The sequence below is a fragment of the Candidatus Methanoperedens sp. genome (genome assembly GCA_027460525.1).
In the GTDB taxonomy this organism is placed as follows: domain Archaea; phylum Halobacteriota; class Methanosarcinia; order Methanosarcinales; family Methanoperedenaceae; genus Methanoperedens.
The window spans coordinates 14,417-28,696 of record JAPZAS010000002.1 but is presented as its reverse complement, the minus strand read 5'-3'; the positions used below and the strand labels follow the sequence as shown (position 1 = coordinate 28,696).

Below are 14,280 nucleotides of genomic sequence, written 5' to 3'. Positions count from 1 at the left end.
CATTTCAGCCGCATACAGGGTCTGCGATGCAGGTCATGGTAAACTTAATTTTTATAAATCAGGACAGTACCGCGCCCGGTGTTCTATATAGCCTCTCTCACATCGATTTTTCCTGTCACGACTTCTGAAATCAGGGCTGTGCGGTATTCCAGTAAGAGGGCGATTTCTTTTTCGATTTTGGTAATGGTATGGTCAATTCTGGTATTTTCAGATTCTATAAACCAAAAATATGGAGAATGAGCTATTTTAAAAATTCCCGAAAATACCATAAATTAAATAACACTGCAACCAATTAAGCCAGAGAAACATGCCCCAGGTAAAACTCACAGACACAACCCTCAGAGACGCCCATCAATCCCTCATCGCCACTCGCATGCGGACAAGGGATATGCTTCCCATTGCAGAGAAGATGGACGAGGTAGGGTTCTTTTCACTCGAGGTATGGGGCGGGGCGACATTCGACTCTTCGATACGTTTTTTGAACGAAGACCCTTGGGACAGGCTGCGCGCCCTTAAAAAGGCAATCAAGAAAACACCCCTTCAGATGCTGCTTCGCGGGCAGAACCTCGTGGGTTACAGGCATTATTCAGACGACATTGTGATTAAATTCGTGGAGCATGCCGCTGAAAGCGGAATTGACATCTTCAGGATTTTCGATGCGGTGAACGATATCAGGAACATGGAAGTTTCCATCAAGACCGCAAAGCGTGTTGGCGCCCATGTGCAGGGCACGGTATGCTATACAATAAGCCCGGTGCATCCCATTCCTCTATACGTCAAGATGGCAAAGGAGCTTGAGGAAATGGGATGCGACTCGCTCTGCATAAAAGACATGGCAGGTTTGATTTCGCCGCAGAATGCCTTTGACCTTGTAAAGGCTTTGAAAGAAGAAATTAGTATTTCTGTAGATCTGCATTCCCACTGCACGAGCGGGATGGCTCCAATGAGCTACCTGTTTGCATGCGAGGCTGGGGTGGATATACTCGATACCGCCTTCTCGCCTTTTGCATGGGGGACATCGCAGCCGCCGACGGAGACGACGGTTGCAGCGCTGCAGGGAACTCCTTACGACACCGGACTTGACCTCTTTCTGCTTACAGAGATTAAGAAATACTTCGAGGAAGTAAAGGAAAAATACCGGGGCATCCTCGACCCGATCTCGGAGAGGATAGACACGGACGTTTTGAAATACCAGATTCCGGGCGGCATGCTCTCCAATCTTGTATCGCAGTTAAAAGAGCAAAACGCGCTTGACAAATACGAAGCTGTTCTTGCCGAGATGCCACGGGTGAGAGAGGAGATGGGTTATCCTCCTCTCGTCACGCCCACAAGCCAGATAGTGGGCACGCAGGCGGTGCTGAACGTGCTAATGGGTGAGAGGTACAAGGTCGTCCCGAAAGAGGTAAAGGATTATGTTAAAGGCTTATACGGAAGAACACCGGCTCCGATAAGCAAGGAAATTATCACAAAAATACTTGGGGATGAAAAACCCATCACCTGCCGTCCAGCCGACTTATTACCGCCCGAGCTTGACAGGATTACAAAAGAAGCCAACGAGCTTGGAATAATAAAAAAGCCTGAGGATATTCTTACCTATGCCCTGTATCCTGCAATAGCCCCCAGGTTCTTGCGGGGCGAAATAAAAGAGGAGGCACTTCTTGCTCCAAAGTCGAACAATGGAAAACCTGCGCCGCTGCCCACGGAATTCAAGGTTGAGGTTGACGGCGACTTATTCGATGTGAAAATCGTTTCCACCGGAGGAGGTATGGTTGTCAGGCAGGCAGAGGCAGAGCGCCCGAAAACCATGGATGGCGCCATTACTGCAAGCATGCAGGGCATGGTTTTGAAGATAAAGGTTAAAAAAGGCGATTCAGTGGCTAAGGGCGATGTGGTGATGGTTCTTGAAGCCATGAAGATGGAAAACAATATCCATGCCCCTCACGCAGGTGCAGTGAAGGAGATATTGGTGAAAGAAGGAAGCACCGTGAGCGCGGGGGACACGTTGATGGTCATCGGGTGAGTCATGTTCAAGAAAGTATTGATTGCCAACCGGGGAGAAATCGCAATCCGCGTGATGCGTGCATGCAGGGAGCTTGAGGTAAAGACGGTTGCAGTTTATAGTGAAGTGGATAAGAACGCACTTTTTGCAAAGTATGCGGATGAAGCCTATTATATAGGTCCTGCTCCGGCAAGCTCAAGCTACCTGAACATGGATAATATTCTTGATGTGGCGCACAGAACAGGAGCGCAAGCGATTCATCCGGGCTATGGTTTTCTTGCGGAGAACCCGGAGTTTGCAGCAAGATGCGAGAAAGAAGGAATAAAATTCATAGGTCCGAGCAGCAGGGTTATAGAAAGCGCGGGCAGCAAGATTGCAGCCAAGAAGACAATGTCGGCTTCAGGCATTCCTGTGATACCTGGCAGCGAGAACGGTATAACCGATCTTGATGATGCTCTGGATGTTGCAGAAAGCATGGGTTATCCTGTGATTATAAAAGCTTCGGCAGGCGGCGGTGGTATCGGGATGAAAGTGGTATGGAAAAAAGAGGAACTCGGAGAGACCCTGGAATCCACGCGAAGGGTGGCAAAATCAGCCTTCGGAGATGCCACAGTGTTCATAGAAAAATATCTTGAAGAGCCGCGCCATATAGAGTTCCAGATTTTAGCGGATTCCTCTGGCAACATCATACATGTGGGCGACCGCGAGTGTTCCATACAGCGAAGACACCAGAAGCTGATCGAAGAATCGCCGTCTCCCATAATGACGCCTGAATTGAGAGAGAGGATGGGTACCGATGCAGTCAGGGCGGCAGCTGCGGTCAATTATACCAATGCAGGCACGATTGAGTTCCTGTATTCGAAAGGCAATTACTACTTCCTTGAGATGAACACCCGCTTGCAGGTAGAACACCCCATAACCGAAGTGGTAACAGGAGTGGACCTTGCAAAGGAGCAGCTAAGGATTGCAGCGGGTCAGGAATTAACCTATAAGCAGGAAGATATTCGCCAGACAGGCTGGGCGATCGAATGCCGCCTGAACGCTGAAGACCCTCTCAATAACTTTACACCTTCGCCTGGAAAATTGAAAAGATACCGCTCATCCGGCGGACCCGGGGTGAGAGTGGACAGCGGCGTTCACACCGGATTTACCATAACGCCGTTCTACGATTCTCTCATCTCCAAGCTCACGGTGTGGGGAAGGAATAGAGACGAAGCCATAGCACGGATGAAACGGGCATTGTACGAATATATCATCGTGGGCGTAACCACGAACATACCTTTCCACAAGGCTGTGATGAACAACGAATACTTCCAGCGAGGCGAGTTGACAACGCATTTCATAGAGGACCATAATATCATAGCAGAGGTTGAGAAAATCGTGGAAGCCGAAAAGGAGAAAGGAGCTACGCTCGCGTCGGCTCTTGGCGTGGAGGATAAGAAAGTGGCGGCAATAACTGCTGCGGTCGGGACATATATACAGAGCGCGAAGGGGGAAGGCAGGTGAAAAACTTTATGAATATAAAAGACAGGATACTTGAAAAACTCATCACCAGTAAGGGAGAACCTGTTTCGGGGGAGCGGCTCGCAGATGAGCTTTCAGTTTCAAGGTCGGCTATCTGGAAGCATATTCAGGCATTGAGGGATGAAGGATATACGATTGATTCTTCCACGAACCTTGGCTATTCTCTTACCAGCACGCCTGACCTGTTAACGCCGGGTGAGATCAAAGCCGGACTAAAAACAGGTGTAATAGGAAAGGAGATTCAATATTTTAAGGAGACAGAAAGCACCAACATCATAGCCCGGGAGATTGCAGGCTCGGTCGAAGAAGGGACTGTGGTAATAGCAGAGTCCCAGACCGGCGGGCGGGGGCGGCTTGGGCGGAAATGGATTTCGCCTGAAGGGGGAATCTGGCTTTCCATAGTCCTGAAACCCAGGATACAGCCTTTGTATGCACCGAGGATAACGCTTCTTGCAGGCGTATCTGTGGCAAAAACAATACGCAGCCTTGGACTTGCGGCAAAGATAAAATGGCCCAACGATGTTTTGATAAACGGAAAGAAGGTATGCGGCATCCTCACCGAGATCGAGGCGGAAATGGACATGATAGATTACTGCGTGGTAGGCATAGGCATAGATGCAAACGTGGACACGGAATCCTTCCCTGAAGAATTCCGGGAGAGTTCCACGTCCCTGAAAAAGGAATTGGGGTACGGGATAAATCGCGTTGAGTTCGTGCAGAAGTTACTTTCGGAGTTCGAGTCTCTTTATTTGAAATTCCAGAAAGAGGATTTTCCATCCATACTTGAGGAATGGAGAAATATGTCGGCAACTATCGGAGAATGGGTAAAGATTACAACCCAGGCAAGGACTGTATATGGCGAAGTTATCGGGGTGGATAATGAAGGGGCTTTAATTCTTGAAACAAGCGATGGAAAACTTGAGAAAATTGTGGCAGGGAACTGCGAGCATCTGCGAAGACCATGAGGCTATGATAACGATAACAAAAGTTTTTAATAGTAAAATTACAATACCGTGATAATATGAAACTAATAATTGTTGCAATTCTTATAATGACTGCACTTTTCGCAGGGTGCGTGTCCTCTGAAAAAACTCCTTCTAAGAATGTAACTCTTGATCTTGAGCCTTCATATATCAAAGTCAAAAACGGTGAGATTGAACAGGTAAAAATACGTGTTAACAATTCTGGTGATTCCAATATTTACGCCCTTGTTCGCTTTAACATAAACTCATCCGACAAACCGTATCTCAATTTTACTCCTGAAAGTTATAATCTTGGTAACCTGCGCCCAGGCGAGGATTCTGGACACAGAAATGTGGATGTCAGAGCACAACTCCCGGCAGGTAATAATATAACCTACGTGGTGAGGTTAGAAGCCGTAAATAATAATAATGGCATAGTTCAAGACAGTAAAGATCTGGTCATAACTGTCGAGCGTTAGTAATGCACGAAGATTTAAAAGGGAAGCTAAAGCAGCTTGAAACCAGATACAGCCGGAAAGATTTCCGGGATATTATCGATCAGGCGAAAAAGGATAGGATTAAGGATGATGAACTGCTGGCGCAAATCGAACATGTAAGCCGCCAGAAGTTCATGGAGAGGGTCTCTTTCACACTCGGCGTCCCTGCTGGGAATGTGCTAGATATTGTTATCACAATTGCTGCCCTGATTATGGCTTTCAGGACAGGCTCGGACTGGATGCTCTATCTCAGCGCGCTTATACTGCTGGCAACACTGCACCCGCTATCGCATTATGTGACAGGAAGTTTTTTTGGCATCAGGTTCACGCACTATTATCTCAATGGTCCTGCGAGGATTGAGCCTACGCTGCGGATAGACTATTTCACGTACCTTAAAGCCCCAGGCGGGAAAAGGGCGCTCATGCATGCTTCTGGTGTTGTCGGGACGCTGGCTGCGCCTCTCATTTTGGCGCTTATTGCTCGGATTAAAGGCGCTGATGGTGCAGCTTTCAATCTCTTTATCTTGTTTTTATTGCTGGTTGTCTTTGAGCTTTTGACTTCGACAAGAAGCGGGGATTTGATGCGGGCAATGAGGGAATATAAGTACAGGTAAAATATGGTAGGATTTGGCATTGGCAAGAAAATCAACTAAGCACAGCGAACCCGTGAATTTTGAAATCATCATCAAAAGTAAAAGCAGTCTTCAGGTCAAGCCTCTCCATTATTGCAAAACTCAAACAATCCGTTAAATCAATCTGCTGATCCTTATATTTTCTAAAATACCTGATTGCTTTTTCCCAGTCTGCCTCAGAAACAGGTTCAACTACCAGCAATTTACTGTTTAAAATATTATCAAGCTCTTCAATAGCCTTTTTCTTGCTGATTCTTTTTGTGACTCCATCAATGTATTCAGCTAAAATATTTTTACCAATAACAAACCTTCCGCTTGTCTGCACCTGTTCCTTGAGATAGACCTCTGCTTTAATGTGATTCTTATCCTTTTCGTCGCTCAGTGCAATAAGACCGCTTGTGTCGAGAAAAATCCTCATCTACTCTCTCCAGTCGTCTCTTTCACTCCAGTTGCCTTCTTTTGTCTTGAAAGAGCCCACGATACCAAAAAATGAATCCTTCATTATTTCTCCTTCATGCTTCTTGAGATATTCCTTGATGGCTTCCTGTATCGTTTCCTTCAGAGATTTCTTCTTTACATCAGAAAGATGCCTGAGATGGTCATATGTAACCATATCGATGCTGGTCTGAATGTGTTTGGTTTCTGTCATTTGGATTCAAATTACATGGTATGTTTTAATTACATATATACATTTCTTAACATTTGAATACGCATAGGAAAAAAGTTAGTGAAAAATAAAATGAATCTTCACGCAAGCTTGCTCCTGACCTTCTCGTAAAACCCGCCTTCTCTTGTCTTCACAAACCTTGCAGGCTTGTCCGCTTTTGTGATGAGTATCGTATCGCTCTCGCTAATCTTCCTTGAGTACTGCCCGTCTATCACGATCACCGCCTCTTTTTTGGGAAGGGTAAGTTCCACCCTTATCTCGCTTTTTGCAGGCACAACCCAGGGGCGAGAGGATAATTTGAAAGGCGCCAGAGGCACAATCACAGTCCCGTCCACATGAGGGTCGACTATCGGTCCTCCTGCACTCATGGCATAGGCTGTCGAACCCATAGAAGTGGCGAAGACCACACCATCTGCCCGAAGTTCCTCAAGCCTGCTTTTATCCACGAAAATTTTATACGACAGCATCTTGGCAGGGCTTGCCGTGATAATTACAACCTCATTGGCTGCGGGGGGAAGTTTTTCTTCATTGATTTTGATTGAGAGGCGGGAACGTTCCTCCACCTCAAAGCCAGAAAGAACGCTATCAATAACCTCCAGGGCGTTTTCAGGAGCCACATCCACAAGAAAGCCTATGGTTCCCATGTTAATGCCCAGAACGGGAAGCGGGTCATCCATTTTCTGAATACCCCTGAGCACGGTGCCGTCTCCTCCGATTGAGATGATGAATTCTGCGCCTTTACTCCTCATCTGTGCAACCGGCGTGCCTTTTTCGTTGATTTTTTCAGCGGTCCTTGGGTCTATAAGCACGATGGCTTTTGATTTCAGGTGAGCCGCAATGTCCTTAACGAGAGCAAGCACATCGTCCCTGTCGCATCTTGAAATTATCCCGATTTTTTTCATCTTGGGTCACACCTCGGGAGGGCGCACACACGTATGCCTGCGGGCATACGTGGATTGATTACTATTTTCCCTCATAAACACGCCTACACAAGTTCGAGCAATTTATCATGGACAGCGCCGTTGCTGGCAACCATGTTCACACGCTGTTTCACATCAAGCGGCGTGGAAAGCGGTTTTCCTTTTCCATCCGTTACTCTGCCGCCCGCTTCCTCCACTATCAGTTTCGAAGCCGCTATATCGGTAACCCGAAGCATGCTTCGCATATCGATAAAAGCATCGAAAATCCCGGAAGCAATATAGCAGAGTTCAAGTGCCGCGCACCCGAATACCCTCACCCTTCTCACATTGTGGTTATTGATGGCGACTGCATGGGGACGGTGGCTGTATGATATCACACTGAGAAGGGAGAGCTCGGAAAGAGAGGAGGTATGTATTCTCCTGTTGTTCAAGAATGCGCCCTTTCCCTGCTGCGCTGTGTAGATATCCCCGTTAACAAGGTTCCTCACGTATCCATATCTGATGTCGGATAAATCAGAGCTTCCGACTGCAATAGGCACGCAGAAAAAAGGGATGTTGTTTATCGCATTAAAGGTGCCGTCTATCGGGTCAAGCACAAATGTAAACTCTGGTTTGCTGCCGATTACCTTCTCACCCAGTTCCTCGCTCACAAACCTCATCGACCTGCCGTCTGCTTCAAGCACAGACAGGGCAGCATTCTCAGCCACTTCATCTATTTTTTCTGTCGGCGTCCCATCGGCGCCGATGCGAAGAGTTACGCCTGCTTCTGGTTTTCCCACAATTCCTGAAACCGCCTCCTGGATAGCCTCTGCAGCATCATTGCACAGTTCATAAAATGTATGGGATGTCATTTGCTTCATTACGCTTAAGTTTGCAAACAATAAAAAGCTTCCTTCAAATTTTCTTCCTGTGCTTCATGATATATTCTGATAATCTCTTCTTTATCCGCATATACTCCACATCCGAAAGCCCCGAGGCTACGAGCGCCCCATCACGAAGGAAACAGGGCTTGGTTATCTTGCAGCACCATGTCATGCTTCCAAAACACGTCCCTTCCCCGTATTCGATTGGTGTTTTTCTTGCAAAATCTGTTTTGAGTTTCATGAATTCCTCGGCGCTGATGCCAGCCTGTTTCAGAGCGCCGTGTAAAGCGCAGGGTTTTACAGGGAGGCAGCAGAAAGCAAGCGCCCTCAGGTCGCCTCCGCCGCAGATATGCTTTGGTGCGTTATACCAGCCTGTCATAGACTGGAACGAAGATACTTCAAGGACGAGCCGGTTGATGATGTCAGGAGTCGCAAGCGCGGCGCGCGCCACAGATACCATATCCGCCCCATGCGAGAACATCTCCTTTGCGCTTTCAAAATCCACAACCAAGTTGTTGCCTATAATGAATAAACCCGTTGAATTGCGAACACGTCTTATAACCCCGATATCCATTCCTTCCGGATGCATGGCATCTATATGTATGATGTCGGCACCAGCCTTCTCAATAGCCCTGGCAAGTTCAACATCGTTCACCACATTGGCTCTTGTTTTGACTGAAAGCACCACACCTGTTTTTTTTATCTCCTTTATGTAATCGCAAAGTCTTTTCGCGTCTTTTAATAACGCTTCCCCAGCCCCGAGTTCTGTCATTTCAGGCTGCCTGCAGTGGGCATTTATTTCAAGTATGCCACCAAATTTTTTAGCCAGATGTGCCGCATCGACATAAGGCGGAAGTGTCGCAGCACGCACGTTTACTGCTATTGTTGTTCCGATTGCTATTGCAGCTTCAAGCTCGTTTTTCAGGAATTCCATGGGTTCATCGGATACGAATTCAGACCTTCCGCGCGCTATTTCTTTCCCTGCAGCATCATTTGTCTGCTTATCCAGATTATAGCCGCCCAGGATAACCAATCCTGCATTCCTGAATCTGGATGCGAACTTACTGTCGGTTATTCCAGCCATGGAGGCAAGAGCAATGGGATTCCTGGGGGATGCATAACCGATTCTAATGTCAAATAAACTTTCCATTAAAACAGTTCCTCGTTCATTACTTTTTTTGCCTTCTGTTATCTGAATCTTTATGAACCTTACGCTAAAACTAATTCATAAGCTTTTTATATCAATAATCCTTTTTTAAGCCCTAATTACAGGAGGTTCAATGGTCTTGGATGAAATTTTTGATAACTACTTACCTGTAGTACTTCTTACGGTTATCGGCGCTGTATTCGTGGCAATCTCTTTATTCATGTCAAGGATGGTAAGACCAAGCGATAAAACCAAGGAAAAACTATCCACGTACGAATGCGCAGAAGTCCCGATAGGCGATGCAAGAATACATTTTAACATCCAGTATTATCTGCTTGTGATTGTTTTCCTGATATTCGATGTGGAGGTTCTCTTCTTATACCCGTGGGCTGTACAGTTCAAAAAACTCGGAGCTCTCGGATTCTTCGAAATGGTTATCTTTATTGAAGTTCTCGTTATCGGTCTGGCTTATGCCTGGAGAAAGGAGGCATTAGAGTGGACCCAGTAACCATTGACACCACAAAAATCAAACCAGCCAGGAGAAAACAACCGGTAACAGCGCTTGAGAAACTGGAAGATACGGGGCTTATCAGCACAGTCCTTGCCGCAGGGGAACGGAAAGGAATGATCCTTTTAACGACCGTGGACCAGGTAATAAACTGGGCGCGCCTGAGCTCTCTCTGGCCTGTGCAATCGGGTCTTGCCTGCTGCGCTATCGAAATGATGGCTGTGGTCATGCCACACCATGATCTTTCACGCTTCGGCATGGAAATCTTCAGAGCCAGCCCGAGACAGGCAGACCTCATGTTCGTTGCAGGCACTGTGACAAAAAGAATGGCACCGCGTGTGAAACAGCTTTATGAGATGATGCCCGACCCCAAATGGGTGATTTCGGTAGGAAGCTGCTCAAACACAGGCGGACCATATCATGAATCGTACTCTGTCTTAAAAGGCGTGGATTTAATCATACCCGTGGACGTGTATATTCCGGGATGCCCCCCCCGGCCTGAGGCATGGTTATACGCGATTATCCAGCTCCGGGAAAAAATCAAGAATGAGGGATACGGGGCAAAATGGGGGCTTAATAAATGAACATTCTTGATGAGCTAAAAAAGGCATTACCCTCCTCTGTCGTAAGCACAGGCATGCAGGCCGATAAGCCGCTTTTGATAATTAAGAAAGAGGGGCTATTAAAGGTCGCCAGGAAAGTGAAGGAAATTGGTTTTGTTCATCTTTCCGTGATTACAGGGATTGATTATAAGGATCATTTTGAGGTGGTATATAATTTCTTTTCCTGGGATAAAAAAGAGAACCTTGTACTAAAAATTATTCTTGACCATGAAAAACCGGAGGTGGACTCGCTCACATCCCTCTGGAAAGGCGCAAATTGGCTTGAGCGGGAAACGTATGACCTTGTTGGGATTAAATTCACAGGTCATCCCGATCTTGTGCGGATACTGCTGCCTGAGGGCTGGATGGGTCATCCGCTCAGGAAGGATTACGATATGAACACAGAGCAGTTCGTTACCATAGGGGAGGACGGGGAAGATATAGTGAGCACGGACGGGGGAAAGCTCTTGAGGCGGTAACATGGAAACGGATGAACTTATAATTAACATGGGTCCTGTGCATCCGAGCACGCACGGCGTGCTGCGCTTCAGATTGAGGATGGACGGTGAGATAATCAGGGATTGCAGGATTGTTCTGGGCTACCTCCATCGTGGAACAGAAAAACTCGGGGAGATGAAAACATATCTCCAGTTCATCCCGTATACAGACAGGCTGGATTATATCTCAGCCATGCCCAATAACTATGCCTTTGTAAAAGCCGTTGAGGAGCTTGCGGGCATAGAGGTTCCTTTGCGGGCAGAATACATCCGCGTTCTTGTCATGGAATTAAATCGCATAGTGAACCACATTGTATCCATCGGTTCCCTTTTGCTTGACCTCGGAGCAACCACCATGATAATGTGGGGCTTCCGCGAAAGAGAGAATGCACTCCAGCTATTCGAGATGCTGTGCGGCGCCAGGATGACCTTCAACTACATCAAGCCCGGCGGGGTGAGGGAAGACCTTCCCGATGGCTTCATCCCGAAACTCAATGAGTTCATAAAAGACATGGAAAAACGCATAAACGATTATGAACAGTTAATTAACGATAACGAAATATTCCTGATGAGGATGAAAAACATCGGGGTGATAAGCGCGAAGGATGCAATAAATTACGGCATGACAGGTCCCGCGCTTCGCGGCTCAGGGGTAAATTATGATATCAGGAAATACGAGCCTTACTCGATATATCCAGACCTTGACTTCAGGGCATGCGTACGCAGTGAGTGCGACAGCTTCGCTCGCTATATGGTCAGGATTGATGAGATGAAGGAGTGCCTCCATATCCTGCGGCAGGTCGTGGACACCATGCCTGAGGCTTCGATTGTCAGCAGTTCAAAATACGGAATAGCCCCGATGACAGGCACACCTTCCACGGTTTTGACATATTTCCCGCGAATTTTTACCCCGCCGCCTGGTGAGATTTACAGCAGGATCGAAGCGCCGAAGGGAGAGCTTGGGTTTTACATCGTTAGCGACGGCACAACCAAGCCCTACAGGGTCAAGATACGCTCACCATCGTTTTGCAATCTTACCGCCATTCCCGAGATGGTGAAAGGACTCAAAATCCCTGACCTGATAGCTGCCTTTGGAACCATTGACGTCGTGCTCGGCGATGTGGACAGGTGATAGGATGAACGCTTATGAACTTATAGTAAATATTTTAACTGCACTTGGCGTGTACGAGCCTATATTGAACGTCTTCAAAGCTTTTGGAGCTGAGTATGTTTTACAGATAATAATCGTTCTCGTGGAGATAGCAGTGCTGATGGGTTTTGTGCTTGTCACGGTTATGTTCCTGACATGGATGGAGCGTAAGGTTGTTGCCATGGTGCAGGTCAGGTACGGGCCAATGGTAACAGGGCCGCGTGGGCTTCTTCAGCCTGTTATGGACGGGGTAAAGCTCATCGGAAAAGAAGATATCATACCTGCAAACGCAGACAGATGGCTGTTCACGCTTGCGCCTTTTATAGTATTTATCCCTGCGCTTTTGGTATTTATCCCCATTCCCTTCGGGGATTACCTTATCATATCTGATTTAAGGGTAGGGCTTCTGTATATCATTGCAATTTCAGCAATATCGCCCGTTGCCATTCTGCTTGCGGGATGGGCGTCCAATAATAAATATTCCTTAATGGGGGCGATGAGGGCTGTAGCCCAGGATATCAGTTACACGATACCACTGGCTTTAGCCGCCATCGCAGTGGTTTTGTTCACAGGCTCCCTGAGCACCGTGGACATTGTAAATGCACAGAGCGGAACCTGGTTCGGGATAATTCCGAAGTGGTTCATATTCCTTCAGCCGCTTGGGTTTATTTTATTCCTTATAGCTTCCATTGCTGAAATGGGACGCATACCGTTTGACTTCCAGGAATCCGAATCAGAGCTTGTTGCGGGTTTCTTTATAGAGTACAGCGGGATGAAATTCGCCATGTTCTTCCTTGCCGAATACGCCCATCTATTCGCAGTCTCAGGAATCGTTGTCACTTTATTTCTGGGGGGCTGGAACGGCCCAATGCCACCATTTATGCCGGCTTTCGCCGTTCCACTCGTCTCGCTTGTATATTTCCTGATTAAAACCTATGCCGTGATCTTCTTTGCAATGTGGCTGCGGGATACGGTGCCAAGGATGAGAATCGACCAGCTTCTCAATCTTGGATGGAAAATCATGGTGCCCCTGGCTCTATTGAACCTTCTGGTAGCAGGTATCATCGTTACTTTCCTTGCGAATGCAGGAGTGATCTGATTGGCATGGATAACCAGGAACTGGACAATGAGCGGTATAATAAAAGGGCTCATTGTCACCCTGAAGCATGTTCTGCATATCGGGAATAGGCCCACAGTTACCATTCAATACCCGTATCAGCGCATGAAGCTCTCACCGAGGTTCAGGGGACTGCACGCAGTGGATGAGAATGCCTGCATCGGCTGCGGGATATGCGAGGTGAACTGCCCGAATGGCACGATTACAATAGTAAAATATGGCACACGGTGGTTCCCGCAATTCAATATAGGGATGTGCATGTTCTGTGCGCTCTGTGTTGATGTATGCCCCATGAACGCCATTAAAATGACCGGGAACTATGAACTTGCGGACTACACACGGGAGAGCCTGATATATTCCCCTGAAAGGCTGCTCTTCAAGAAAGAGGTGGAACAGTGATATCAGATCTGGTATTTTTAATCATTTCACTTGTCACGATTCTTTCATCCATCATGGTGGTACAGGCAAAAAAATTAGTCCACAGTGCAGTGTATCTTGCCGGGGCTCTCATAGGCACGGCAGGGCTTTTCATTCTTCTTGGGGCAGAGTTCATCGCCTGGATACAGGTGCTCGTCTATGTCGGGGCTGTTATCACGCTCATATTGTTCACCATAATGTTAACCAGAAAGGGAGAGGAAGAATAGATGCCCAACAAACCCGCCAATCTATTAATTGCATTGCTCTTATTCGCAGTGCTTTTCATGGCAATCGATAATAGCTACACCGAACTGGCTGCAAAAAATGAGGTAATCCCTATCAGTATCGGGGATATTGCAGGGGGACCGGATATCAGGAACGGGATATTCAGTGATTTTATTTTTCCATTTGAACTGCTTTCACTGCTATTACTTGCTGCACTAATCGGCGCGCTTTATATAGCGAAAAAGGAGGCTTAGTCATGCTTTATTCGTATCTTCTGGTTTCAGCAATTATTTTTACAATAGGTTCATACGGAATCATCACGCAGAGAAGCGGGATTAAAATCCTTATGTGCATAGAGCTTCTTTTGAATTCCGCAAACCTCAACCTCGTGGCATTTTCAAGTTACAACGGCAATGCCACGGGTCAGGTATTCGCGGCGTTCTCAATAGCCATAGCAGCAGCAGAAGCAGCCATAGGGTTCGCTATACTCGTTGCATTGTTCAGGGTGCGCGATACCATCAATCTTGATAATATCAACATTCTGAGGTGGTAG

General features: G+C 47.0%; 18 protein-coding genes and 1 pseudogene. 13 read left to right on the top strand and 6 right to left on the bottom strand.

Annotated elements, in window-relative coordinates:
- Positions 1–83 precede the first annotated feature (83 nt).
- Positions 84–269: a hypothetical protein gene (locus tag O8C68_00390; protein ID MCZ7394260.1), complete on the bottom strand. Its 186-nt coding sequence runs from the start codon at positions 267–269 to the stop codon at positions 84–86.
- A gap of 38 nt (positions 270–307) precedes the next feature.
- Between O8C68_00390 and oadA the strand changes: the two genes are divergently transcribed.
- The 5 genes from oadA to O8C68_00365 are packed head-to-tail and all read left to right on the top strand — an operon-like array spanning position 308 to position 5,596.
- A complete protein-coding gene (oadA, locus tag O8C68_00385; protein MCZ7394259.1) occupies positions 308–2,020 on the top strand; it encodes a sodium-extruding oxaloacetate decarboxylase subunit alpha in 1,713 nt (570 codons plus the stop codon).
- 3 nt (positions 2,021–2,023) lie between these two features.
- Entirely contained in the window at positions 2,024–3,505 is a 1,482-nt protein-coding gene (locus O8C68_00380; GenBank protein MCZ7394258.1) for an acetyl-CoA carboxylase biotin carboxylase subunit, read from the top strand.
- Positions 3,506–3,513: 8 nt separating this feature from the next.
- Entirely contained in the window at positions 3,514–4,488 is a 975-nt protein-coding gene (locus tag O8C68_00375) for a biotin--[acetyl-CoA-carboxylase] ligase (protein ID MCZ7394257.1), read from the top strand.
- Between the two features lie 56 nt (positions 4,489–4,544).
- On the top strand, positions 4,545–4,964 hold the full coding sequence (locus O8C68_00370; protein ID MCZ7394256.1) for a hypothetical protein: 420 nt from the start codon (positions 4,545–4,547) through the stop codon (positions 4,962–4,964).
- 2 nt (positions 4,965–4,966) lie between these two features.
- Positions 4,967–5,596, top strand: coding sequence for a hypothetical protein (locus O8C68_00365; GenBank protein MCZ7394255.1), 630 nt, complete (start codon positions 4,967–4,969; stop codon positions 5,594–5,596).
- Positions 5,597–5,627: 31 nt separating this feature from the next.
- On the opposite strand, the gene O8C68_00360 is transcribed toward O8C68_00365, so the two are convergent.
- The 5 genes from O8C68_00360 to O8C68_00340 all read right to left on the bottom strand — a co-directional run bounded on the left by O8C68_00360 (position 5,628) and on the right by O8C68_00340 (position 9,214).
- Positions 5,628–6,032: a PIN domain-containing protein gene (locus tag O8C68_00360; GenBank protein ID MCZ7394254.1), complete on the bottom strand. Its 405-nt coding sequence runs from the start codon at positions 6,030–6,032 to the stop codon at positions 5,628–5,630.
- Complete coding sequence (locus O8C68_00355) at positions 6,033–6,263, bottom strand: hypothetical protein (protein MCZ7394253.1); 231 nt, start codon at positions 6,261–6,263, stop codon at positions 6,033–6,035.
- A gap of 98 nt (positions 6,264–6,361) precedes the next feature.
- Positions 6,362–7,183, bottom strand: a complete 822-nt coding sequence (locus O8C68_00350) for an NAD(+)/NADH kinase (protein ID MCZ7394252.1) — start codon at positions 7,181–7,183, stop codon at positions 6,362–6,364.
- A gap of 83 nt (positions 7,184–7,266) precedes the next feature.
- A complete protein-coding gene (locus O8C68_00345) occupies positions 7,267–8,052 on the bottom strand; it encodes a bifunctional fructose-bisphosphatase/inositol-phosphate phosphatase (GenBank protein ID MCZ7394251.1) in 786 nt (261 codons plus the stop codon).
- Between the two features lie 43 nt (positions 8,053–8,095).
- Positions 8,096–9,214 (bottom strand): methanogenesis marker 9 domain-containing protein, encoded by a 1,119-nt coding sequence (locus tag O8C68_00340; protein MCZ7394250.1) that lies wholly within the window; start codon positions 9,212–9,214, stop codon positions 8,096–8,098.
- Positions 9,215–9,344: 130 nt separating this feature from the next.
- On the opposite strand from O8C68_00340, the gene ndhC reads away from it, so the two are divergent.
- From ndhC to fpoK, 8 genes and pseudogenes are all read left to right on the top strand, one after another.
- The gene (ndhC, locus tag O8C68_00335) at positions 9,345–9,719 is read left to right on the top strand and encodes an NADH-quinone oxidoreductase subunit A (protein MCZ7394249.1); all 375 of its coding nucleotides are present in this window, start codon (positions 9,345–9,347) and stop codon (positions 9,717–9,719) included.
- Positions 9,707–10,303 (top strand): NADH-quinone oxidoreductase subunit B, encoded by a 597-nt coding sequence (locus tag O8C68_00330; GenBank protein ID MCZ7394248.1) that lies wholly within the window; start codon positions 9,707–9,709, stop codon positions 10,301–10,303. Before ndhC ends, O8C68_00330 begins: the two co-directional genes overlap by 13 nt.
- Positions 10,300–10,800, top strand: coding sequence for an NADH-quinone oxidoreductase subunit C (locus tag O8C68_00325; GenBank protein MCZ7394247.1), 501 nt, complete (start codon positions 10,300–10,302; stop codon positions 10,798–10,800). Before O8C68_00330 ends, O8C68_00325 begins: the two co-directional genes overlap by 4 nt.
- Position 10,801: 1 nt before the next feature.
- Complete coding sequence (locus tag O8C68_00320) at positions 10,802–11,950, top strand: NADH-quinone oxidoreductase subunit D (GenBank protein ID MCZ7394246.1); 1,149 nt, start codon at positions 10,802–10,804, stop codon at positions 11,948–11,950.
- 4 nt (positions 11,951–11,954) lie between these two features.
- The gene (gene nuoH, locus O8C68_00315) at positions 11,955–13,067 is read left to right on the top strand and encodes an NADH-quinone oxidoreductase subunit NuoH (protein MCZ7394245.1); all 1,113 of its coding nucleotides are present in this window, start codon (positions 11,955–11,957) and stop codon (positions 13,065–13,067) included.
- Complete coding sequence (locus tag O8C68_00310; GenBank protein MCZ7394244.1) at positions 13,068–13,484, top strand: NADH-quinone oxidoreductase subunit I; 417 nt, start codon at positions 13,068–13,070, stop codon at positions 13,482–13,484.
- 53 nt (positions 13,485–13,537) lie between these two features.
- Positions 13,538–13,981 (top strand): annotated as a pseudogene (locus tag O8C68_00305) (NADH-quinone oxidoreductase subunit J).
- A gap of 2 nt (positions 13,982–13,983) precedes the next feature.
- Positions 13,984–14,280 (top strand): F420H2 dehydrogenase subunit FpoK, encoded by a 297-nt coding sequence (gene fpoK, locus O8C68_00300; GenBank protein ID MCZ7394243.1) that lies wholly within the window; start codon positions 13,984–13,986, stop codon positions 14,278–14,280.